Annotated in this window: 19 protein-coding genes; 8 read left to right on the plus strand and 11 right to left on the minus strand. The window is 67.4% G+C overall.

The features are described 5' to 3' along the window. Nucleotide 1 precedes the first annotated feature (1 nt). Genes NJF35_RS07055 through NJF35_RS07080 form a run of 6 tightly spaced genes read right to left on the minus strand, consistent with a single transcriptional unit; the run spans nt 2 to nt 6801 of the window. Nucleotides 2-1621: a BatD family protein gene (locus tag NJF35_RS07055; RefSeq protein ID WP_225786995.1), complete on the minus strand. Its 1620-nt coding sequence runs from the start codon at nt 1619-1621 to the stop codon at nt 2-4. Continuing rightward, complete coding sequence (locus NJF35_RS07060) at nt 1618-3336, minus strand: vWA domain-containing protein (protein WP_253090876.1); 1719 nt, start codon at nt 3334-3336, stop codon at nt 1618-1620. Before NJF35_RS07060 ends, NJF35_RS07055 begins: the two co-directional genes overlap by 4 nt. Further along, on the minus strand, nt 3333-4409 hold the full coding sequence (locus NJF35_RS07065; RefSeq protein ID WP_225786993.1) for a vWA domain-containing protein: 1077 nt from the start codon (nt 4407-4409) through the stop codon (nt 3333-3335). Before NJF35_RS07065 ends, NJF35_RS07060 begins: the two co-directional genes overlap by 4 nt. Then, nucleotides 4402-4896: a DUF4381 domain-containing protein gene (locus NJF35_RS07070; RefSeq protein WP_225786992.1), complete on the minus strand. Its 495-nt coding sequence runs from the start codon at nt 4894-4896 to the stop codon at nt 4402-4404. The genes NJF35_RS07065 and NJF35_RS07070 overlap by 8 nt, the downstream gene beginning before the upstream one ends. Then, complete coding sequence (locus NJF35_RS07075; protein ID WP_225786991.1) at nt 4893-5837, minus strand: DUF58 domain-containing protein; 945 nt, start codon at nt 5835-5837, stop codon at nt 4893-4895. Before NJF35_RS07075 ends, NJF35_RS07070 begins: the two co-directional genes overlap by 4 nt. Before the next feature lie 4 nt (nt 5838-5841). Then, on the minus strand, nt 5842-6801 hold the full coding sequence (locus NJF35_RS07080) for an AAA family ATPase (RefSeq protein ID WP_225786990.1): 960 nt from the start codon (nt 6799-6801) through the stop codon (nt 5842-5844). 228 nt (nt 6802-7029) lie between these two features. On the opposite strand from NJF35_RS07080, the gene NJF35_RS07085 reads away from it, so the two are divergent. Next, nucleotides 7030-8337 (plus strand): T6SS phospholipase effector Tle1-like catalytic domain-containing protein, encoded by a 1308-nt coding sequence (locus NJF35_RS07085; RefSeq protein WP_410900207.1) that lies wholly within the window; start codon nt 7030-7032, stop codon nt 8335-8337. Between the two features lie 127 nt (nt 8338-8464). On the opposite strand, the gene NJF35_RS07090 is transcribed toward NJF35_RS07085, so the two are convergent. From NJF35_RS07090 to NJF35_RS07105, 4 genes are all read right to left on the minus strand, one after another. Continuing rightward, the gene (locus NJF35_RS07090; protein WP_225786988.1) at nt 8465-9793 is read right to left on the minus strand and encodes an MFS transporter; all 1329 of its coding nucleotides are present in this window, start codon (nt 9791-9793) and stop codon (nt 8465-8467) included. 43 nt (nt 9794-9836) lie between these two features. Further along, a complete protein-coding gene (gene lhgO, locus NJF35_RS07095; RefSeq protein ID WP_225786987.1) occupies nt 9837-11030 on the minus strand; it encodes an L-2-hydroxyglutarate oxidase in 1194 nt (397 codons plus the stop codon). A 103-nt stretch (nt 11031-11133) separates the two neighbouring features. Further along, nucleotides 11134-11844 (minus strand): FadR/GntR family transcriptional regulator, encoded by a 711-nt coding sequence (locus NJF35_RS07100; RefSeq protein WP_253080986.1) that lies wholly within the window; start codon nt 11842-11844, stop codon nt 11134-11136. Between the two features lie 74 nt (nt 11845-11918). After that, entirely contained in the window at nt 11919-12854 is a 936-nt protein-coding gene (locus NJF35_RS07105; RefSeq protein ID WP_225786985.1) for a LysR substrate-binding domain-containing protein, read from the minus strand. Between the two features lie 153 nt (nt 12855-13007). On the opposite strand from NJF35_RS07105, the gene NJF35_RS07110 reads away from it, so the two are divergent. The 7 genes from NJF35_RS07110 (at nt 13008) to hutH (ending at nt 20087) form a co-directional block, all read left to right on the plus strand. Continuing rightward, nucleotides 13008-14072, plus strand: a complete 1065-nt coding sequence (locus tag NJF35_RS07110) for an aromatic ring-hydroxylating dioxygenase subunit alpha (RefSeq protein WP_253090877.1) — start codon at nt 13008-13010, stop codon at nt 14070-14072. Further along, a complete protein-coding gene (locus NJF35_RS07115) occupies nt 14065-15177 on the plus strand; it encodes an FAD-binding oxidoreductase (protein ID WP_253090878.1) in 1113 nt (370 codons plus the stop codon). Before NJF35_RS07110 ends, NJF35_RS07115 begins: the two co-directional genes overlap by 8 nt. A gap of 86 nt (nt 15178-15263) precedes the next feature. After that, the gene (locus NJF35_RS07120; RefSeq protein ID WP_253090879.1) at nt 15264-16106 is read left to right on the plus strand and encodes a transporter substrate-binding domain-containing protein; all 843 of its coding nucleotides are present in this window, start codon (nt 15264-15266) and stop codon (nt 16104-16106) included. Nucleotides 16107-16213: 107 nt separating this feature from the next. Beyond that, nucleotides 16214-16918: an ABC transporter permease gene (locus tag NJF35_RS07125; protein WP_253080989.1), complete on the plus strand. Its 705-nt coding sequence runs from the start codon at nt 16214-16216 to the stop codon at nt 16916-16918. Nucleotides 16919-16931: 13 nt separating this feature from the next. Beyond that, nucleotides 16932-17672 carry an ABC transporter permease gene (locus NJF35_RS07130; RefSeq protein WP_225786980.1) on the plus strand — a complete coding sequence of 247 codons (741 nt, stop codon included), beginning with the start codon at nt 16932-16934 and terminating at the stop codon, nt 17670-17672. A gap of 1 nt (nt 17673) precedes the next feature. After that, on the plus strand, nt 17674-18450 hold the full coding sequence (locus NJF35_RS07135) for an ABC transporter ATP-binding protein (protein WP_225786979.1): 777 nt from the start codon (nt 17674-17676) through the stop codon (nt 18448-18450). A gap of 95 nt (nt 18451-18545) precedes the next feature. Further along, nucleotides 18546-20087, plus strand: coding sequence for a histidine ammonia-lyase (gene hutH / locus NJF35_RS07140; RefSeq protein WP_225786978.1), 1542 nt, complete (start codon nt 18546-18548; stop codon nt 20085-20087). A gap of 74 nt (nt 20088-20161) precedes the next feature. Here the strand turns inward: hutH and NJF35_RS07145 are convergent, their stop codons facing one another. After that, the gene (locus NJF35_RS07145; RefSeq protein ID WP_225786977.1) at nt 20162-20515 is read right to left on the minus strand and encodes a hypothetical protein; all 354 of its coding nucleotides are present in this window, start codon (nt 20513-20515) and stop codon (nt 20162-20164) included. Nucleotides 20516-20728 lie beyond the last annotated feature (213 nt).

Raw genomic sequence — 20728 nt, forward strand, 5'->3', positions numbered from 1 at the left:
ATCATTTCGGATACAACGGCGGCAAGCTCCCGGTTTCCCCAGCAGGCGCCAGCACCTGCTCGGCCGGTGGGATGGCGCCGATGGCGCGCCACAGCTCGTCGCCGTGCCAGTACTGGCCGCTCTCGCTGTACAGGGCGCCGTTGAGGCCATCCAGGGCATCGGACAAGGGCACGAAACGGGCGGCCATCTCGGCCAGGGTTTCCGGTTGCTGGCGTGCCCAGGCGTCCAGCGCCTGGCGCGTGGCCTGGGGGTCGTTGGCCTGGCAGGCACGCTTGAGGTCGTCCAGCAGGGTGCGCGGGCTCGGCCCGCTCTGGGCAGCGCGCAGCACCGCCGGCTGCGAGCGGGCGCGCCACCACAGGGCAAAGCCCAGCAGGGTGGTCAGGGCCAGGACCAGGGTCGCCAGTTGCCAGGCCCAGAGCCAGGCGCTGCTGCCATCGCCCACCGGCGTCTCGGCGCTCAGCGCCGGGTTGTCCTGCACCTGCAGGGTGCGCGCCGGCAGGCTGCTGTGTTCCAGGTGGTCCTCGCGGGTGTTCCACCAGGTGACCTCGAGAGCCGGCAGGGCCAGGTCGCCGCTGTGGGTCGGCACCAGGGCCTCGCGCTCCTCGCGGTTGGCGATCATGCCGCGCTCGTTGATCTCGTTGCGCAGCAGCGGCTGGTCGGGGTAGCGGCGTAGGCCGTAGGTCTCGGTGGCCGGCAGGGGGGGCAACTGGGTGCTCGACAGCCCTTCGGCGCGCAGGGTGATGCTGCGGGTCAGGGAGTCGCCGATCTGCGTCGGCTGGCGGGCCGGGTCCGGGTTCCAGTGTTCTTCCAGGGCCAGGCTGCGTGCCGGCAGCCAGGGCGTGTCGGCTGGCCAGGCGCTGGGAATCGGTCGCACCGTCAGGTGCAGCGGCAGCGAGCTGACCTGCACCTGGCGCCCGACCCGGGGCATGCCGGCCGTTGGCTCGCCGCCGTCGGCCGCCGTGGCGGTGAAGGTCAGCGGCGGGACTTCCAGGCTGCCGCTGTGCTGCGGGTAGATCGCGTAGCGTGTCTCGATCACCCCGTGGCGCACACCGTCGATCTCTTTCTCGTAGGTGCGCGACTCTCCCAGCGGCTCGACCTTGGCATCGTTCAGTTGCAGTGGGCTGAGGCTGCTGTCGTCGTACAGCGACACCGAATGGTAGATGCGCAGGGTCAGCACGGCCTGGGCCTGGACGTAGACCTCGGTGCTGTCCAGGGTCGCTTCGACGAACACCTGGGCGGCGCTGCCAGGGCGGCTGGCATCGGCCTGGAGCACCTGCAGTTCGATGGGCTGGCTGCGCGACTGGCCCAGCTGCAGCTCGGGAATGCGCAGGCTGCCGCTGCGCCGTGGCAGCAAGGTGATGATCCAGCGGGTGCTGGCGCGGGTCTCGCCGTCGAGGGTATGCAGGCTGTTGAGCTGGCGCGTGTCACGGACCTCGAAGTCGCCCTCCAGGGCGCGCAGGTCCGGCTTGCCGAACTGGGTGATGTCCTGGCTTTCCAGGGTCAGTTCCAGGGTTTCGCCGGCTTCCAGGCGGGTACGGTCGACGCTGGCCTGCAGGGCCGGTTGCGCCTGGGCCTGGACGAGCCACAGCAGGCTGAGTAGGAAGACGCCGAAGCGGCTCATCGTGGGGTTTCCTGATGCAATTGCTGTTCGTACCAGAATTTACGCCGCAGCAGCTGGGCCGGGTTGTCGGGAATCTCCCGCAGCCACTGTTCCAGGGCCTGGCGCTGCTCGGCGTCGAGGCTGGTCGACACGGGCCGTTGCGGCGGCTGGGTGACACCGTCGTCGTCGCCGGGCTGGTTGCCAGCCTGGGCCTGGTGCTCGCCAGTGCCTTCGCCGGGCTGTTCGGCCGCGGCCTGCTCTTCGTTGCCGGGCGTGCCCTGGGCCTGGTTGGCGGCCGAGCTGCTGTTGCCGTCGGTCTCGCTGCCGGGCGTGCCTTGGGCATCGCTGCTGGCCGGTCGTTCCTCGGCCTTGGCCTGGCGCTGTTGCAACAGTTGCTGGACCAGGGCGTGGTTGTCCAGGGCAGGCTGCAGGTCGGGCTGGCGCTCCAGGGCCTGTTCGTAGGCGTCCAGGGCGGCTTCCAGCGCACCGGCGCGGGCCAGGGCATTGCCACGATTGTAGTGGGCCGCGGCGCTGTTGCCCTGGGCGAAGGCCTGGGCCGCGCCTTCGAAGTCGCCGGCCTGGTACAGCGCCATGCCGCGCCACTGTGGGTCTTCGAAGCGCTGGGCCGCCTCGGCGGGGCGCTGTTGCTCGAGCAGGCGCTGGCCCTGTTGGTCGGGGCGCAGCCACAGGTCGTCGAACTCGAAGGCCTGGCCCGGTTGCGGCAGCGCCAGCAGCAACGGCAGGCAGAACAACCAGCCGCGTCGGCCGGCGCAGGCGGCCAGCAGCAACAGCGGCAGCAGTAGCCAGTAGCCCTGGTCGGCCCAGCTGTCCAGCTGCAGGGTCTGGCCGTCGTTGCGCAGGATGTGGGGAGTGTCGAACAACCCCAGGCCACGCAGGTCCAGGTCGTCGATGCGGGCATGCCGGTAGCGCCCGCCGGTGCCCGCGACGAAGGCCTTGAGGCTGGCGCTGTCCAGGCGTGGCAGGAGGATGCCGCCCTGGTCGTCCTTGAGGTACTCGCCGTTGGCCTGGCGCACCGGCGCACCTTCGGCGCTGCCGATACCGAGCATCAGCAGGCTCGGGCCCTGGCGGCCGAGGGCCTGGAGGATGCCATCACGCTCCTGTGGGCTCAGCGCCGAGCCGACCAGCAGCAGGCGGCCCTGGCCCAGGCCGCTCTGGGCCAGCAGCGCCAGGCCCTTTTGCACGGCCAGGTCGGCGCGCTGGCCGGGCTGCGGCATGATCGACGGATCGATCGCCTCGAGCAGGTTGCGGGTGGTGCCCAGGTCGTCGGACAGCGGCACCAGGGTATGTGCGCTGCCGGCATAGACCACCAGCGCGGTCTGGCTGTCGCGGCGATGCTCGAGCAGGTCGAGGATCTTGCGCCGGGCCTGCTCCAGGCGGTTCGGCGGGCTGTCCTCGGCGAGCATCTGCGGGGTCAGTTCGAGCAGGATCACCAGCGGGTCGGCCGGGCGCTGGCGGGTTTCCTCCAGGCGTTGCCAGCTCGGGCCGAGCAGGGCCAGGACGACCAGCAACCAGGCCAGGCCCAGGGCGATCCAGGGCAGCTTGCTGGTGCTGCCGCTGCCGCCGCCGAGCAGCACGGCATGGAACTGTGGCGGCAGGATCAGTTGCCAACGCCCGGCGCGCTTGCGCCGATGCCAGCGCTTGAACAGCAGCCAGGCGAGCAGCGGCACCACCAGCAGCCAGAGCGGGCGCAGCCATTGCGGCCAGAATTCGATCATCGCCGCCTCCTCAGGCGCAGGCGTTGCAGGCGCTGGCGCCACTCCGGGTGCGGCTGCAGGAAGCGCGGCCGACGCAGCAGGCGCTGCAGCCGGTTGTCCGGCCATTGGGCGGCGGCCACCAGCAGCACGCTGAGCAGCAGCGCCAGGGCCAGTGGCCAGGCATACAGGGCTTTGGCGGTGCGCGCCTGGGTCGGTTGCTGGGCCACCGGCTCCAATTGGTCGAGGGTATCGCCGATGGCATCCAGCTCGGCGCCGTCGTGGGCGCGGAAATAGGCGCCGTGGGTCAGCTCGGCGATCTCCCGCAGCGAGGCTTCGTCCAGGTCCAGGCTCGGGTTCAGGCCGAGCAGGCCGGGCGTACCGCTGGCTTCGGGGTTGGCGCCGATGCCGATGGTGTAGATGCGTACGCCTTCCTGGGCGGCCAGGCGCGCGGCGGTCAGCGGGTGGATCTGCCCGCCGTTGTTGGCGCCGTCGGTCACCAGCACCAGCACGCGGCTCTGCGCCGGCCGCTGGCGCAGGCGCTTGACCGCCAGGCCGATGGCATCGCCGATGGCGGTGTTCTTGCCGGCGATGCCGATCTGCGCCTCGTCGAGGAAGGTGCGCACGGTGCGCCGGTCGAAGGTCAGCGGCGCCTGCAGGTAGGCTTCGCTGCCGAACAGGATCAGCCCCACCCGGTCGCCCTGGCGGTCCTGGAGGAAGTCGCCGAGCAGCGCCTTGACCAGGTCCAGGCGGCTGATGTCCTCGTCCTGCCAGTGCATGTCGGGATAGTCCATGGAGCCGGAGACGTCCACCGCCACCAGCAGGTCGCGGCCGCTGGCGGCGACCGGCACCGGCTCGCCCAGCCATTGCGGGCGAGCAGCGGCCAGCAGCAGGAGCAGCCAGATCAGCACGAAGGGGGCCTGCTGGCGCCAGGTCGGCAGGTTGAGGCGGGCGCGGCGCCCGGCCAGGCCTTCCAGTTCATCGAGGAAACCCACCTTGAGCACCGGCTCGCCGCTGTCGGCGGCGGGCAGCACCAGGCGCGCCAGCCAGGGCAGCGGTAGCAGCAGCAAGACCCACGGCCAGGCCAGTTCAAACATGCTTGCGGATCCAGGTTTCGACCGCCTGGGCGAGCCCGGCGATGGCCTTGTCGTCGAGCTTGCACTCGGGCTTGTAGGCGCCTTCGACCAGCACCATCCAGCGGGTCAGGCCGGCGGCGGGGCAGCGGTTGTCGAGAAAGGCCAGCCATTGGCGGCCATTGAGGGTGTGGCTGTTGGCGCCGGGGTAGTGGTTGCGGCACAGGCGCTTGAGCAGGGCGTTGATCTGCTGCAGCCAGGCGCCGGCCGGGGCACCGTCGTAGGGGCGGGGCAGGCGGGCGAGCTCGGCCAGCGCCTCCTGGCGTATCGGGTCCAGCGGCTGCTCGGCGCGCACCACCCGACGCTTGCCAGGGCGCCAGTGGCGCAAGCGCCACAGGCCCCAGCCGAGCAGCGGCAGCATGGCCAGCAGCACCCACCAACCGGGCGCGGGTGGCCACAGGCCGATGCCCGGCGGGGCGATCAGCGGTTGCAACGGGTCCAGCGGATTCATTGAGGGCTCCCGGGGCGCTGGGCATCGAGGTGCTCGCGCAGTTGCTCGATCATCTCGCTCTGGGTGCTCAGGGGCATCAGCAGTATCCGCAGTTTCTGCGCCAGCAGTTCCCAGCGCTCGACGCGCGACTCGGCTTGCTGGCGATAGGCCTGGCGCAGGCTGGCGTCGAGGGTGTCGAGCTCCAACTGGGCGCCGCGCTGGGCGAAGCGCAGCAGGCCGGCGGCCGGCAGGGCATGGTCGAGCGGGTCGGAAACCGGCATCAGCAGCAGGTCGCAGTGGCGCGAGAGCATCGACAGGTGCTGTTCGACGCTGTCGCTCAAGGCGCGTTCGTCGCAGATGACGATGGCCAGGCTGCCCGGGCGCAGCACCTCGCGGGCCCGGCGCAAGGCCAGGCCGAGGCTGTCGGCCTGGGGCTGGGCCTCGGTGTGCAGCGCCTGGTTGACCTTGGCCAGGCGGTTGAGCAGTTGCAGCAGGCTTTGCTTGCTACGCCGTGGCTTGATCTCGTGGTGCTCGTTGTCGCCGAACACCAGGCCGCCGATGCGGTCGTTGTGGCCCAGCGCGGCCCAGCCGAACAGCGCTGCGGCCTGGGCCGCCAGCACCGACTTGAACATCAGGCCGGAGCTGAAGAACAGCCGCTGGCTCTGCTCGACCAGGATGAAGATCGGCCGCTCGCGCTCTTCGTGGAACAGCTTGGTGTGCGGCTCCTGGGTGCGCGCGGTGACACGCCAGTCGATGTTGCGTACATCGTCGCCGGCCTGGTAGACGCGCACCTGGTCGAAGTCCACGCCGCGCCCGCGCAGCTTGGAGTGGTGCAGGCCGACCAGCGGGCTGCGCTGGCCGGGCCGGGAGAACAGCTGGATCTCGCGCACGCGATGGCGCATGTCGATCAGCTCGGCCAGGCCGATGCGGATGCCGGGTTCGGCCGTTCGCGCGGTGGGCATGGGGTCAGGCGACGGCGACGACGTCGAGGATGCGCTGGACCACACGGTCCTGGTCGATCCCCGCCGCCTCGGCCTCGAAAGACAGGATGATGCGGTGGCGCAGCACGTCGAACAGCACGGCCTGGATGTCCTCGGGGCTGACGAAGTCGCGCCCGGCCAGCCAGGCATGGGCGCGTGCGCAGCGGTCCAGGGCGATCGAGCCGCGTGGGCTGGCGCCATAGGCGATCCAGTCGGCCAGCTCGGTATCGAACTTGGCCGGGGTGCGGGTGGCCATCACCAACTGCACCAGGTATTCCTCCACGGCGTCGGCCATGTACAGGCCGAGGATCTCCTTGCGCGCGGCGAAGATCGCCAGCTGGCTGACCCGCCGCTCCGGCTTGGCCTCGCCGCCCAGCGCCTCGCCCCGGGCCTGCTGGAGGATGCGCCGTTCGACGGCGGCGTCCGGGAAGCCGATCTTCACGTGCATGAGGAAACGGTCGAGCTGGGCTTCGGGCAGCGGGTAGGTGCCTTCCTGCTCGATCGGGTTCTGCGTGGCCATGACCAGGAACAGCGGCGACAGCTCGTAGGTGCTGCGGCCGACACTGACCTGGCGTTCGGCCATGGCCTCGAGCAGCGCCGACTGGACCTTGGCCGGGGCACGGTTGATTTCGTCGGCCAGCACCAGGTTGTGGAAGATCGGCCCCTGCTGGAACACGAAGCTGCCGGTTTCCGGGCGGTAGATCTCGGTGCCGGTGATGTCGGCCGGCAACAGGTCAGGGGTGAACTGGATGCGATGGAACTGTGCCTCGATACCCTCGGCCAGTTCCTTGATGGCCTTGGTCTTGGCCAGCCCGGGCGCACCTTCGACCAGCATGTGGCCGTCGGCCAGGAGCACGATCAGCAGGCGCTCGACCAGCTTCTCCTGGCCAAGGATCTGGGAGGAAAGAAATGTGCGCAGCGCGATCAGCGCCTCACGGTGTTCCATCGTCGAGGGTTCCTGGAAATGAGCCGGGCGTGCTGGCACAGCGGCGTCCGGGCAGGGGCTGATACTTTAATCCATCCGGGCCCGTGCCGACCAATGGCGGCATGGAAAATTCTCCAGGGGGCAGGCGCGGGTCGTCGAACAATCGCTGACTACCTGTGGAATCTGCGGGTTCCCGCGTGCGCCGCGAGGCTGCCTCATTGTCGGTCCTGGACAATGAGGACCCCACCGATGGACCTGCAACGCATCGTTTCCGGCACGCCCCATCCGCTCACCTTGCGGGTGGGGGTGTTCTTCGACGGCACCGGCAACAACCTGGGCAACGGCATGCACGCGGGAGCATCGCCCGAACGCGGCGGCAGTTATGCCAATGCCCCGAGCAACGTGGCGCTGCTGTACGGGCTGTACCCGGTCGGGGCTGTGGAGGCACTTGCGGACAGGGTCTTTTTCAAGGTCTATGTCGAGGGCATCGGCACCACGCAAGGCGCGCCCGACTCGGCGCTCGCCCAGGCCACCGGGCGTGGCCAGACGGGGATCGAGGCACGAGTGGCCGAGGCGCTGGCGGTGGTTGCCGGGCAATTGCGGCGCTGGCGTGCAGGGCAACCGCAGGGCCCCGTGGCAGGGGTCGAGCTGGACCTGTTCGGCTTCAGTCGCGGGGCGGCGGCGGCCCGCCACCTGGCCAACCAGTTGCAGGAGGGCTCGGCCTGCCTGCTGGCGTGGCCTGTGACGATCAACTTCATCGGCCTGTTCGACACGGTGGCGGCCATCGTCGCCCCGTGGCAAGGCAACTTCAGCCCTGCCAACGACCGTTACGGCGGGTTGCGCCTCGGCCTGGGCGAGGGTATTGCGCGCCAGGTCGTGCAACTGGTGGCTGGCGATGAAAGGCGGCACAACTTCCCGTTGGTGCGTAGCGGGCACGACATCGTCGTGCCCGGGGTCCATTCGGACATCGGCGGCGGCTACCTGGAACGGATGACCGAGCGCGTCCTGCTGAGCAAGCCGCGATCGAACCTGGTGCCTGCGCGCACGCCAGCGGAGCGGACGCGGGCGTATGCCATCGCCACCAGGCAGTTGGCGGCGGAGTATGCGGGCATGCCGGGGCCGCAGCCCCGGGTCCTGACCTGGGAGGTGCCTGTCGAGCGGCGTTGCAGGCAGGATGGGCCGGAAAAGCGCGTGTATGCGGCGGTTTATCGGGAGCGTGAGGTACTGGGGCATTTGTCGCGGATCTATCTGCGCATCATGCGTGAGCTGGCGGTGCGCGGTGGGGTGCCGTTCGCCGAGGTGGAGGCGCGCGAGGCGGCGTATCGGTTGCCGGAGGCGTTGCTGGGGATCAGTGCCAAATTGCATGACTTCGCCCTGGGGCGTAGCGCTGGTCCGGGTTTGAGCGAGGAGGAGCGGCACTTGCTGGAGGCGCGGTACATCCATGCTTCGGCGCATTGGAATGCACTCAAGGGGCTGCGCAACAGCGAACTGGAGGTGATGTTCGTCGACCGGCCGGCGGAAGGCGGGCGGGTGATGCATGTGAATCCAGTGGGGTGAGCGGGCCTGGCATGTGGTGCTTTTGGCATCCTGGGGCCGCTCAGGTACAGCGCTGTTCTGCCATTGAGCGCGGTACCTGGAGCGGCCCCAATTGCGACTGTAAAGCTTTAACTGGCCTAGGCAGCCCTCAGTTCTTCGCGGTGGAGTGCTTGCGCCCCTGGTCGCACAGGGCGAAGACCACCACCAGCACCCCGGAAATCGCCAGGATCAGCGCCACGCCATCGGTGGAATGGGTCGCCGAGCCAGCCACCAGGGCCAGGCCGCCCAGCGGTGCCAGGCCACCGGCCACCGCCGTGCCGATCTCCCGCCCGGTACCGAACCCTGACGAGCGTGTCTGGGTCGGGAACTGCCGGCTGAGGAACGAACCCTGCGGTGCGAACATCATCGGCGCGAGGATCCCGGTGCCGATGCCGATGGCCACGTAGATCAGCGTCGGTTCACCCGTGCTCAGCAACTGCAGGAACGGATAGGCGAACAGCGCCGAGAACACGCCGCCGAGCATCAGCACGATCTTGCTGCTCCACTTGTCGCACAGCCAGCCGAAGAACGGCACGGCGAAGATCGCCACCAGGCTGGCGATGGTCACCGACAGCGAGGTGACATGCGCCTGGACGCCCTTGAACTGGGTCAGGTAGGCCAGCGAGAACGTCTTGAAGATGTAGCTCAGGGCGTTGTAGCCGATGGCCACGAAGAACACCACGGCCAGGCCCTTGAGGTCGTTGCGCAGCAGCAGCTTCAGCGGCGACACCTGGGGCTTGTCCTTGGCCTGGTCGAGTTCCTTGAAGTCCGGCGTCTCGGGGATGCTGCGACGTACCCACAGGCCAATGCCGACCAGCGCGATACTGGCGATGAAGGGGATGCGCCAGCCGCCGGCCATGAGGAACGCATTGCCGTTCATGGTCAGCAGGTACACGGTCAGCGACGACAGCAGCAGGCCCAGGTTCAGGCCCAGCGCCGGCCAAGCACCCTGGCTGCCGCGCTTGCCTTCGCTGGCGTGCTCGTAGGAGGTCACCGCCGCGCCGGACAGTTCGGCGCCGGCGCCCAGGCCCTGGATGATACGGATGACCACCAGGATGATCGGCGCCCAGATGCCGATCGTGGCATAGCTGGGGATCAGGCCGATCAGTGCGGTGCACACGCCCATCATGCAGAAGGTGATCACCAGCACCTGCTTGCGCCCGAAGCGGTCGCCCAGGTAGCCGAACAGGATGCCGCCGAAGGGGCGGGCGATGAAGCCGATGGCGAAGGTGGAGAACGCCAGCAGCGAGGCCACCGCCGGGTTGCTGGCGTCGAAGAAGATCTGTGAGAAGACGATCGCCGCCATCGTGGCGTACAGGTAGAAGTCGTACCACTCCAGCATCGAGCCGAAGATGGTCGCCGCTGCCACCTTGCGCAGGCGCTTGCGTTGCTGTTGCGGGGTTTCCGTCGCGGCCAGGGCCGCCTCATGTACCGACATCGAAGGTTCCTTATTGTCTTTGTAGTGGGGTGTGCAGCAGGGTTCAGCGGGCCTCGAGGATCTTGGCAGCGATCATCTGGCCGATCGGGATGGCCGAGGTGGCAGCTGGCGACGGAGCGTTGCAGACGTGCACCATGCGCGCCGTCTCGGCGAACAGGAAGTCGTGCACCAGGGTGCCGTCGCGCATCACCGCCTGGGCGCGGATGCCGGCCTCGTAGGGCAGCAGGTCCTCGACCTCCAGCGACGGGCAGTACTTGCGGCATTGCTCCAGGTAGCCGCGCTTGAACAGCGAGTTCTTCATCTCCGTGGTGCCAGAGCCGAGGTTGTTCCAGATCGTCTTCCAGAAACCCGGGAAGCGTGCGTACTCGGCGACGTCGCGCCAGTTCACCGAGAACTTGCGGTAGTTCTCCCGGCCCAGGCCGAGCACGGCGTTGGGGCCGACGGTGACGCTGCCGTCGATCATCCGCGTCAGGTGCACGCCGAGGAACGGCAGGTCCGGGTCGGGGATCGGGTAGATCAGGTGGTTGACGACCTGGTTCTTGCTCGCGGGCAGGCGGTAGTACTCACCGCGAAAAGGGATGATCTGGTGGTCGATCTTCACCCCGGCCAGGCGCGCCAGGCGGTCGGACTGCAGGCCGGCGCAGGCCACCAGCTGGCGTGCCTGCCAGGTCTGCGCGTCGCTGCGCACTTCGACATGCGTGCCGTGTTCTTCGATCGCGCGCACGCTGGTGCTCAGGTGGACTTCGCCGCCGGCCCGCTCGATCACCCGGGCCATGGCCGTACACACTTGCTTGTAGTCGACGATGCCGGTGGCATCGAGGAACAGCGCACCCTTGCCGACGATGTTGGGTTCGCGGCGGCCAAGCTCGGCGGCGTCCAGGCGCTCGACCTTCAGGCCGTTCTGCTGCGAACGCTCGTACAGGGCCTGCATGCGCTGCATTTCCAGGTCGTTGGAGGCCACCAGCAGCTTGCCGCAGACGTCGAAGGCGATGCCGTGCTCGCTGCAGAAGTCCTTGGTGGCCTGGGCGCCGCGCTTGCACAGGTCGGCCTTGAGGCTGCCCGGAGCATAGTAGATGCCAGCATGGATCACGCCACTGTTGTGGCCGGTCTGGTGGCGGCCGAGGCTCGCTTCCTTTTCCAGGATCAGCAGGGACGCGCCGGGACGCTGCTCGAGCAGGGCCATGGCGGTGGCGAGGCCGACGATGCCGCCGCCGATGATGCAGTAGTCGTAGGTCATGCAGGGGTACCTTGGATTTCTTGTCGGTGGATCTGCTTATCAGGTTGTCAGACTAAGTAGTGCGCGTGAAAACCTCGCCAGGCTGCCAGGCGTTCTCCGGGTGTCAGTCGAGGGCGGGGAGGTCGATCTTCAGGCGCTTGGCCGAGGCCCGCAGGTGCGCTTCGGCGCAGGCCGCGGCGGCCTGGCGGTCGCCATCGGCGATGGCCTGGTACAGCGCCTGGTGCTCGCGATTGGCGTCGGCCGAGCCGCCCACGGAGTGGGCGGCGGAGTTTTCCCAGGCGTTGCGGCGCGCGGCGGCCAACTGGCCGCCGAGGAAGTCGTGGAAGGCCACGAAGTACGCGTTCTTGCTGGCTTCGGCGATGGCCCGGTGGAAGGCCACGTCGGCGGCGGAGGCGGCGCTGAAGTCGCTGCGCCTGTCGAGCATTTCCTGCAGGGCCGTGGCCATGCGCGCCAGGTCGTGCGCGTCGCGGCGGCGGGCGGCGATGGCGGCGGCCTGGGTCTCGATCCACAGGCGCATCTCGAACATCTGCACCAGGTCTGGCTTGCGCCCCTGGCTGCCGGGGAAGCGGAACACCGTGCCGCTGGGAGTCTGGGAGATGTAGGAGCCGAGCCCGCGGCGGGCGATGAGCACGCCATCGGCCTTGAGCTGCGCCACCGCTTCGCGCACCACCGAGCGGCTGACATTGAGCTGCTCGGCCAGTTGCTGTTCGGTGGGCAGGCGCGATTCGGCGGCCAGGCGGCCGGAATCGATCTCTGCACGGATGGCGCTGACGACCCGTTCGACCAGGGTGTCGGGGCGCTGGAGCTCTAGCATGGAAACGGTTGCCTATTGATCAGGTTGTCAGACAATGCCTGTGTCCGGGCCCTGTTGTCAATCGATTCAATGCGTTATGCCGGGGATTCGGCCAGCAACCGCTGCGTGACTTCCTGCTGGTCACGCCCGCGCTCGATCAGCCAGCGCTGGAAGGCTCGGCAGTGACCGTGGTGGATGCTGCCCGGGTTCCAGGTCAGGTAATAGGACGCTGGCATGGGCAGGGCCCGCAGGCAAGGCAGCATCAGTTTGCCGCTGTCGACATCCCGGCTGATCATCGAGTACTGCGCAAGGACGATGCCTTGCCCGTCGATGGCAGCCTGGATGGCCATGGAAGACAGCGAGTAGATCCGGTAGTTGGCGATTTGCACCTCGCCGATGCCAGCCGTGGCGAACCACTCCTCCCAGGACGGCGGTGAATCGAACTTCGGCCGCCAGTCGATGGTGATCAACGGCAGCGCGAGCAGGCGGTCGGCGTCGACCTTCGCGTCCAGCAAGGCTGGGCTGCACGCCGGTACCACGCAATCGCGGAACAGTTCGAGGGTGTGCTGGTCGTCATGCATGCCGGCGCCATAGCTCAGGCGAAAGTCCACGCCATTGGCGTGGGCCTCGGACGGTTCGGTGTGGGTGCCGTCCAGGTAGATGCTCAACTGAGGGAATGCCGCCTGCCACTCGGCCACCAGCGGTGCCAGCCATTTCGACAACAGCGAGGGCAGGGCGCTGATGTAGAGGTTGCTGGTGTTCTTCGAGCGTTCCAACCCCGCATAGGCCGCGCGCAAGCGCTCGAACGCCTGGCTGCAGCCTTCGTGAAAGCGCTGGCCGGCGGCGTTCAGGCGCAGGCGCTGGCCTTCCTTGACCGTCAGGCTCAGGCCAACGGCTTGCTCGAGGATCTTCATCTGCTGGCTGACGGCGCCGGCGGAGATACCCAGGCGCTTGGCCGCCTGGGTGATGCCACCGCACAGGCCGACGGCTTCGAAGACTTCCAGTGCGCGTAACGGGGGGAGCTGGCTCATGACGGGCTCTCAGCTGTGGGGACAGGCCTATTTTTAGTTTAGAAAAACTTAATAAATCAACAGAAAACACCACATATTCTTTTGTTTCACCCAGGCCTAGGCTGTGTTTCAAGAACCTGATGCAGCCCATGACAACAACAGGAGCCTCATGCCATGTTCTTGAGAAATGCCTGGTACGCCGCCGCCTGGGACACCGAAGTGAAGCAGGCCTTGCACGCCACCACTCTGCTCGGCGAGCCCGTCGTGCTCTACCGCAAGGCCGACGGCGCAGTGGTGGCCCTGGAGGATGCGTGCCCGCACCGCAAGCTGCCGCTGTCGATGGGGCGCCTGCACGGCGATGTGGTCGAGTGTGGCTACCACGGCCTCACCTTCGACGGCGCCGGCACCTGTGTGAAGGCCGCCTGCGTGTCGCGCATTCCGCAGGCGGCGAAAGTCCGCAGCTACCCGGTAGAAGAGCGCTACGGCCTGGTGTGGCTGTGGATGGGCGAGCCGGCCCTGGCCGACCGCAGCAAGCTCCTCGACATCCCCGAGTGGGACGACCCGGCCTGGGGCGTCAACCGTGGCGATTCGATGACCATCGACTGCAACTACCTGTACATGACCGACAACCTGCTCGACCCCTCCCACGTGGCCTGGGTCCACCAGAGCACCTTCGGTACCTCGGCCTGTGAGTCGGAGCCGTTGCAGACCCAGGTGAACGACGACGGCGTGGTGGTCTCGCGCTGGCTGCGCGATATCGATGTGGCGCCGTTCTATCGCCAGTACCTGAAGTTCGAAGGCCGCTGCGACCGTCTGCAGTACTACGAGGTGCGCTACCCGGCCCATGCGATCATCAAGGGCGTGCACACCCCGGCCGGTACGGGCGGGGAGGGCGGAGCGCTGCATGAGAAGGCGTTCCTGATGGACTCCTACAACTTCATGACGCCGGTCGACGAGAACCGCACCCGTTACTACTGGTTCCAGTTGCGCAATTTCGACGCAGACGACCAGGAGGTCTCCCGCCAGTTCGCTGCCGATGTGCGTCGAGCCTTCGAGGAGGACCGGGTGGTGCTGGCGGCGGTGCATGCGGGCATGAGGCAGCGCCAGACGCCGAACATCGACCTGGCCATCGATTCTGGCCCCTTGCGTTTTCGCCGTGGCATGGAGCGCCTGATTCGCGAAGAGCAGCAGGCCGCCCACGGGCTGGTCGCGACCGTCGAGGTGAACGCTCATGCTTGATGCCATTCCCGCCGCGAAGGGCTTCGCGCGCTTCCAGGTGACAGGGAAGGTACGGGAGAGCGCAACCATCACCTCGTTGTTGCTCAAGCCCGCCATGAACGATGGCCGCATCGCCTTTCGCCCCGGGCAGTTCATCGTGGTGCGCATTCCCCAGGCCCAGGGCCCGCAGTTGCTGCGTGCCTACAGCCTGTCCAGCGACCCGGATACCCCGGAGCAACTGCGTATCTCGGTGAAGCACGAGCGAGCGCCGGCGCACTTGCCCGACGTGCCGGCCGGCGTGGGCTCGAGCTTTTTGCACGAGGCGCTGGAGGTGGGTGGGCAACTGGAGGTTGCCGGCCCGTCCGGCAACTTCGTCCTCGATGAGCAAAGCACCCGCCCGGTGCTGCTGTTCAGCGGTGGCGTCGGCCTGACGCCCATGGTGAGCATGTTGCATCGCCTGGCGACCCATTCGGCGCGGCCGGTGTATTTCGTCCACGCCTGCGAGAACGGCAGCGTGCATGCCTTGCGTGAGGAAGTGCTGGCCCTGGCGGCCAAGCGTGCCGGGATTCGTGTGCACTTCTGCTACCGGGCGCCGAGCGACGCCGACGTGCGCAATGGCCATCACCACAGCAGTGGGCTGGTCAGCCGCGAAACCCTGCAGGCGCTGCTGCCGCTGGACGACTACGACGTCTACCTGTGTGGGCCCAGGCCGTTCATGCAGGCCAACTGGCGCTTGCTGCGTGGCCTGGGCATCGAGCGCGAGCGGATTCGCTACGAGTTCTTCGGGCCGGCGACTGTCCTGGACGAGGACGAGGCCCCCGCCGTGGCCAGCGTGGCCACACCCAGCGCACAGGCGCAGGGTGAACTGACGGTGCGCTTCGAGCCCTCGGGCCGGTCGGTCACCTGGGAGGCGTCTTGCCCATCGCTGCTCGACTGCGCCGAGCAGGCAGGGCTGTCGCCGCCCTTCAGTTGCCGCGCGGGGTTGTGCAGTGCCTGCATGACGCCGCTGCTCAGCGGCACCGTCGAGTACCTTGAAGCGCCCTTGGCCGAGCCCGAGGCGGGCCAGGTATTGCTGTGCTGCGCCCGGCCGACCTCGCCGGTCGTGCTGGCATTGGGCAGGCGCTAGACCACTGGCCAATGGAGGTAACCCCACCGAAAGACGTGCCCTGCGTGCCCTTTACGACCTTCGTGGTCTCGCATCGGAGAATAAGAATGAACAACAAGAAAATCGGATTCGCCGCCTGCTCGCTGTTGATGGCCCTGACCAGTTTCAACGCCCCAGCCAAGGACTGGGACAGCATCCAGATCGCCACGGAGGGCGTCTACGAACCCTGGAACCGCACCCGCCCGGATGGCACCTTCGATGGCTTCGAGCCGGAGATGGCCAAGGTGCTGTGCGAACGCATGCAGGTCCGTTGCAAGATCGTCGCCCAGGACTGGGATGGCCTGATCCCGGGCCTTAAGGCCGGCAAGTTCGACGTGGTCATGGATGCCCTGGCGATCAGCCCGCAGCGGCGCCAGGTGATCGACTTCTCGCGCCCCTACACCAAGGCACCGGCCACCTTCGTTGCCCTGCGCTCCAGCGGCATCGACCTGGGTGATGGCACGTTGCAACTGCAGGGCGACCCGGCGCAGGACACGCCAAGGGTCGATGACTTGCGCAAACGGCTCGAAGGCAAGCTCATAGGTATCGTCTCGGGCACCGTGTACAGCACGTTCATCCATGACCAGTTCGGCAAGGTGGCGACCATCCGCGAGTACAAGACCCCACCGGAGCCGCTGATGGACCTGAAGAACGGTCGCGTCGACGTGGTGTTCGAGGACCTGGGCTTTCTCGCCGGGGAAATGCAACGCGCCGGCAGCGAGGTGGTGCTGGTGGGCCCGGCGATCAACGGGTCGATCTGGGGCGAAGGCGAGGCTTTCGGCATCCGCCAGGGCGAGCCGGAGCTTAAGGCCAAGCTGGATGCGGCGATTGCCTCGTTGATCGCCGATGGCACCATCAGCGAGCTGAGCCGCAAGTGGTTCAAGCACGACTTCACCCCGCCAACCCCCTGAACCTCTGGGGCGTCGCCGGGCACCGGCCCTGAGGCCCGGCGACGCAGGCACTGCACGCGGCGGCCTCGGCCGACCGCTCCCTGACATGGCTATGGGTGGGCGTACACGTGATCGATTTGCTCGGATTTGGCGCACAGGGCTGGGGCGGCGTGCTGCTGCTGGCCGCGCTCATGACGCTATTGGTGACCCTGGCCGCCTTGTTGGTCGGTGCGCTGCTCGGCGCGCTGGTGGCGGCGGCGAAACTTCAGGACAACGGCCTGCTGCGGGTGTTGGGCGATGCCTACACCACGGTGTTTCGGGGGGTACCTGAACTGCTGGTGATCTATCTGTTCTTCTATGGTGGTTCGGCCCTGGTGGGCCAGGTCGGCCAACTGTTCGGCGCCGAGGGTTTCATCGGCATGCCGGCTTTCCTGGTGGGGGCGCTGGCGGTCGGCGTGGTCTCTGGCGCCTACCAGGCGGAGGTCTACCGTGGCGCCTTCCAGGCCGTCTCGCGCAACGAGCTGGAGGCGGCCAAGGCGATCGGCATGCCGATGCTGATGCGCTTTCGCCGGATCATCGCGCCGCAAGTGCTGCGTTTTGCCTTGCCGGGGCTTGGCGGGGTCTGGCAGATCAGCCTGAAGGACTCGGCGCTGATCTCGGTGACCGGGTTGGTCGAGCTGATGCGCGCCAGCCGGGTCGCCGCGGCCTCCACCGGGGAGTTCGTGCTGTTCTTCATGACCGGGTGCGCGCTCTACCTGCTGCTCACGGGGGTTTCCAACCTGGTGTTCTCACGTGCCGAGCTGCGGCTTGGCAGAACCTTGCGCCGCGGCTGAAGAGGGGCTCGACATGTCCATCGACTTTGCGTTCTTGTGCGACACCCTGCTGCAACTGCTGCGGGCCTTGCCGACCACCCTGGTGCTGTTCGCCGCCTCGGTGGCCGTTGGCACGCTGCTGGCGCTGCTGGTGGTGTGGCTGCGGGTCTGCGACGTGGCCGCGTTGCGTCACCTGGCGCGTGGCTACATCTTCCTGTTTCGCGGCTCGCCGTTGTTGATCCAGCTGTTCCTGCTGTACTACGGCCTGAGCCAGTTCCCCGAGGTGCGCCAGAGCCCGTTGTGGCCGGTGCTGCGCGACCCGCTGGCTTGCGCGGTGATCGCCCTGGCCTTGTGCACGGCGGGCTACATGGCGGAGATCTTCCGCGGTGGCCTGCTGGCGGTGCCGGCGCAACAGGTCGAAGCGGGGCGGGCGGCGGGCATGTCTGGCGGGCTGCTGGCGCGGCGGATCATCATCCCGATCGCCCTGCGCAGCTGCCTGCCGGCCTACTCCACGGAAATCATCCTGATGATGAAGGCCACCTCGCTGGCCAGCCTGGTGACGGTCTACGAGATCTCGGGCGTGGCCCAGCGAATCATCTCGGAAACCTACCGCACGCTCGAGGTGTTCCTCTGCGCAGCGCTCATCTACCTGGTTCTGAACTTCCTGATCGTCCGCACACTGGCGTGGCTCGAGCGCTGGCTGTCTCCCCGGCAGCCGGCGGCCACGCGAACAACGACAAGAAAGTACGCATTCAGCGTGCGAAGGGGTAACTGACATGACTATTGGCAACGATCCGGTACTGCAGGTGAAACATATCCGCAAGTCCTTCGGTAGCCTGGAGGTGCTCAAGGGCATCTCGCTGGAGGCGTACCAGGGCGATGTGGTGTCGATCCTCGGCTCCAGTGGCTCGGGCAAGAGCACCTTCCTGCGTTGCATCAACCTGCTGGAAACCCCGGACGCCGGCGAGATCCGTGTCGCCGGCGAGCAGATCGCGTTCAAGCGGGGGCGCCACCGGCTGCCGGTGCCCGCCGACCGGCGCCAGGTCGACCGCCTGCGCCCGGAGCTTGGCATGGTGTTCCAGAGCTTTGGGCTGTGGTCGCACATGACGGTGTTGCAGAACGTCATCGAAGGGCCGCTGCATGTGCAGAAGCGGCCGCGCGCCGAGTGCCTCGAACAGGCCGAGGCGCTGCTCGAGAAGGTCGGCATGGCGGACAAGCGCAACCACTACCCGGCGTTCCTCTCGGGGGGCCAGCAGCAGCGCGTGGCGATCGCCCGCACCCTGGCGATGCGCCCACGGGTCATCTTGTTCGACGAGCCCACCTCGGCGCTCGACCCGGAGCTGGTCGGCGAAGTGCTGAAGGTGATGCGAGCGCTCGCCGAAGAGGGTCGGACCATGCTGGTGGTGACCCATGAGATGGGCTTCGCCCGCAACGTCTCCAACCGCGTGGTGTTCATGCACCAGGGGCTGATCGAAGCCCAGGGCACGCCAGAGGAGATGTTCAAGGACCAGCGCTCGGAGCGTTTCAGCCGGTTCATCCTCAGCCAGGCCTGAGCCCCCCCGGTTACCCGACGTTTTTCGCCTGTCCCTGAACAGGACGGGCTTCCTGCGCCCTGAAAAAGGCCAATGAGTAGAGAGAGCAGAGCATCATGCGTATTCACCCGAAAGACATTGCCACCGTTACCCTGGACGACGCCAAGCCTTCCCTCGAGGAGTTCATCGCGGTCGCCCGTTACTCGGCGAAGGTGCGGTTTTCCGATGCCTATCGCGCCCGGGTCGACCGCTCGCGCGGCCTGGTCGAGCGTTTTCTGGCGGAAAACCGCCTGGTCTATGGCGTGACCACCGGTTTTGGCGACAACGTCCGCCATGTCATTTCGCCGGAAGATGCCCAGACCCTGCAGGTGAACATCGTGCGCTCCCATGCGGTGTCGGTGGGCGAGCCGCTCAATCGCGAGCAGGTGCGGGCGATCCAGTTGATGATCCTGGTCAGCCTGGGCAAGGGGTTCTCCGGCGTGCGCATGGCCTTGCTCGAACAGATTGCCGGCCTGCTCAACCACGATGTCATGCCATTCGCGCCGGGCGAGGGCTCGGTGGGCTACCTGGGCCCTGAAGGCCATTTGGCCCTGGTGCTGATCGGCGAGGGCAAGGCCCGGGTCGCGGGGGGCGACTGGATCGATGGCGCGGCGGCGCTGCGCCAAGTGGGCCTGCAGCCGATCGAGCTGCAGTGCAAGGAAGGCCTGGCGATGCTCAACGGCACGACCTCGGTCACCGCCATCGCCACCCTGGCCCAGTACAACGCCAACCAGGCCGCCCAGGCGGCAGACGTGGCCGCGGCGATCTCGCTGCAGGTGCTCAAGGGGACCATCCGCGCCTTCGACCCCCGTTACCATTCGGTCAAGGCCTACGCCGAGCAGGCCCAGACCGCCAGCTACATCAAGCGCCTGCTGGGCGACAGTCGGTTGATCGAAGAACACATCGACTACCGTCTGCAGGACACCTACAGCCTGCGCGCCATCCCCCAGGTGCATGGCGCCTCCAAGCGCTTCATCGCCTATGCCCAGGCCTGCATCGACAACGAGATCGCCTCGTCCGGCGACAACCCAGTGATCTACCCGACCACCGAGGGCAATGGCATCGCCATCTCCGGGGCGAATTTCGACGGCTCCTTCGTGGGCATGGCTGCCGACACCCTGTGCAATGCGATGACCAACCTGGCGAAGATCTCCGAGCGGCGTACCGACCGCATGGTCAACTCGCACTTCAGCGAAATGCCGGCGTTCCTGGTGCGCAACCCGGGCCTGAACAACGGCTACATGATCATCCAATACACCGCGGCGGGGTTGCTGGGCGAGATGAAGGTGCTGTCGCACCCGGCGACGATCGACAGCGTTTCGACCTGTGGCAACCAGGAAGACCCGGTCAGCTTTGCCTTCAACGCGGCGATCAAGGCCTACCAGGTGTCGCGCAAGCTGGAGTCGGTGCTGGCGATCGAGCTGCTGGTCGGCTGCCAGGCCCTGGACTTCCACGACCCGGCCAAGGCCTCCAGCGCCACCCGCGCCTTGTATGAGCTGGTACGCAGCCGGGTGCCGGTGGCCGACGAAGACCGGGCGTTCTACCCGGACATCGTCGCGGTGACCGAGCAGTTGCGCGAGGGCGAGGTGTTGGCCGTGGTCGAGGGGGCTATCGGATAGCTGCAAGCCGCAGGGACTGAAAAACCGCAAGCAGCCTTCACACAGGCCTGCTTGCGGCTCGGAAAGCTTGCAGCTTAAAGCTCGCTGACGTAGGTGCCGGTGCCGTCGAGGATATTGCGCAGGGTCTGCTCTACCTCCATCAGGTCCGTCCCCGGCGATGTCAGGACGATTTCCAGCTGCGATGCGCCCTTGAGTGCATCGCGATCCCCCGCCGCCACCTCGATCAGCAGGCGTGTGGCGCTGAAGGTCACCTTCAGGCCATCGAGCGTCGACGGCTCGTCGTCCAGGGTCAGGTCCACCGTGTCCTCGTCCGGGTAGCGGGTGAGCAAGAACATCTGGCCCCTGTCGCTGTGGCAGCACAGGGTCGCCATGTTGTCTTCCTCCTCGTCGCAAGGGGTGGCGAAGAGCAGGGCGGTTTTCAGTTGCATGGGGTGGCTTCCGTTGCATGGAGCGGGGTCGGGGGACGAAAGGCCATTCTGACAGCCCCGCGAACATCCATAAACGGAAAGTTACCGCCCCTTGACCGAAATTGTCGCAGCGCTGCAAGCCGTGATGACCGCTCAGTCGTTAAGCTGCCCAGTCGATGGTCACCCGTAAAGCCACGGCCCGAGGCGGCAGTCGTCTTTGCAGGTGCCCATCCA

Source organism: Pseudomonas guariconensis (genome assembly GCF_024127895.1).
GTDB lineage: Bacteria > Pseudomonadota > Gammaproteobacteria > Pseudomonadales > Pseudomonadaceae > Aquipseudomonas > Aquipseudomonas guariconensis_B.

What these genes read in the sequence shown, in the direction of transcription:
- lhgO (WP_225786987.1), bottom strand. Translation starts at nt 11,030, where the DNA reads ATGACCTACGACTACTGCATCATCGGCGGCGGCATCGTCGGCCTCGCC.
- NJF35_RS07090 (WP_225786988.1), bottom strand. Translation starts at nt 9,793, where the DNA reads ATGTCGGTACATGAGGCGGCCCTGGCCGCGACGGAAACCCCGCAACAG.
- NJF35_RS07120 (WP_253090879.1), top strand. Translation starts at nt 15,264, where the DNA reads ATGAACAACAAGAAAATCGGATTCGCCGCCTGCTCGCTGTTGATGGCC.
- NJF35_RS07145 (WP_225786977.1), bottom strand. Translation starts at nt 20,515, where the DNA reads ATGCAACTGAAAACCGCCCTGCTCTTCGCCACCCCTTGCGACGAGGAG.
- NJF35_RS07065 (WP_225786993.1), bottom strand. Translation starts at nt 4,409, where the DNA reads ATGTTTGAACTGGCCTGGCCGTGGGTCTTGCTGCTGCTACCGCTGCCC.
- NJF35_RS07105 (WP_225786985.1), bottom strand. Translation starts at nt 12,854, where the DNA reads ATGAGCCAGCTCCCCCCGTTACGCGCACTGGAAGTCTTCGAAGCCGTC.
- NJF35_RS07110 (WP_253090877.1), top strand. Translation starts at nt 13,008, where the DNA reads ATGTTCTTGAGAAATGCCTGGTACGCCGCCGCCTGGGACACCGAAGTG.
- NJF35_RS07130 (WP_225786980.1), top strand. Translation starts at nt 16,932, where the DNA reads ATGTCCATCGACTTTGCGTTCTTGTGCGACACCCTGCTGCAACTGCTG.
- NJF35_RS07060 (WP_253090876.1), bottom strand. Translation starts at nt 3,336, where the DNA reads ATGATCGAATTCTGGCCGCAATGGCTGCGCCCGCTCTGGCTGCTGGTG.
- NJF35_RS07080 (WP_225786990.1), bottom strand. Translation starts at nt 6,801, where the DNA reads ATGGAACACCGTGAGGCGCTGATCGCGCTGCGCACATTTCTTTCCTCC.
- NJF35_RS07075 (WP_225786991.1), bottom strand. Translation starts at nt 5,837, where the DNA reads ATGCCCACCGCGCGAACGGCCGAACCCGGCATCCGCATCGGCCTGGCC.
- NJF35_RS07135 (WP_225786979.1), top strand. Translation starts at nt 17,674, where the DNA reads ATGACTATTGGCAACGATCCGGTACTGCAGGTGAAACATATCCGCAAG.
- NJF35_RS07070 (WP_225786992.1), bottom strand. Translation starts at nt 4,896, where the DNA reads ATGAATCCGCTGGACCCGTTGCAACCGCTGATCGCCCCGCCGGGCATC.
- NJF35_RS07100 (WP_253080986.1), bottom strand. Translation starts at nt 11,844, where the DNA reads ATGCTAGAGCTCCAGCGCCCCGACACCCTGGTCGAACGGGTCGTCAGC.
- NJF35_RS07115 (WP_253090878.1), top strand. Translation starts at nt 14,065, where the DNA reads ATGCTTGATGCCATTCCCGCCGCGAAGGGCTTCGCGCGCTTCCAGGTG.
- NJF35_RS07055 (WP_225786995.1), bottom strand. Translation starts at nt 1,621, where the DNA reads ATGAGCCGCTTCGGCGTCTTCCTACTCAGCCTGCTGTGGCTCGTCCAG.
- NJF35_RS07085 (WP_410900207.1), top strand. Translation starts at nt 7,030, where the DNA reads ATGGACCTGCAACGCATCGTTTCCGGCACGCCCCATCCGCTCACCTTG.
- hutH (WP_225786978.1), top strand. Translation starts at nt 18,546, where the DNA reads ATGCGTATTCACCCGAAAGACATTGCCACCGTTACCCTGGACGACGCC.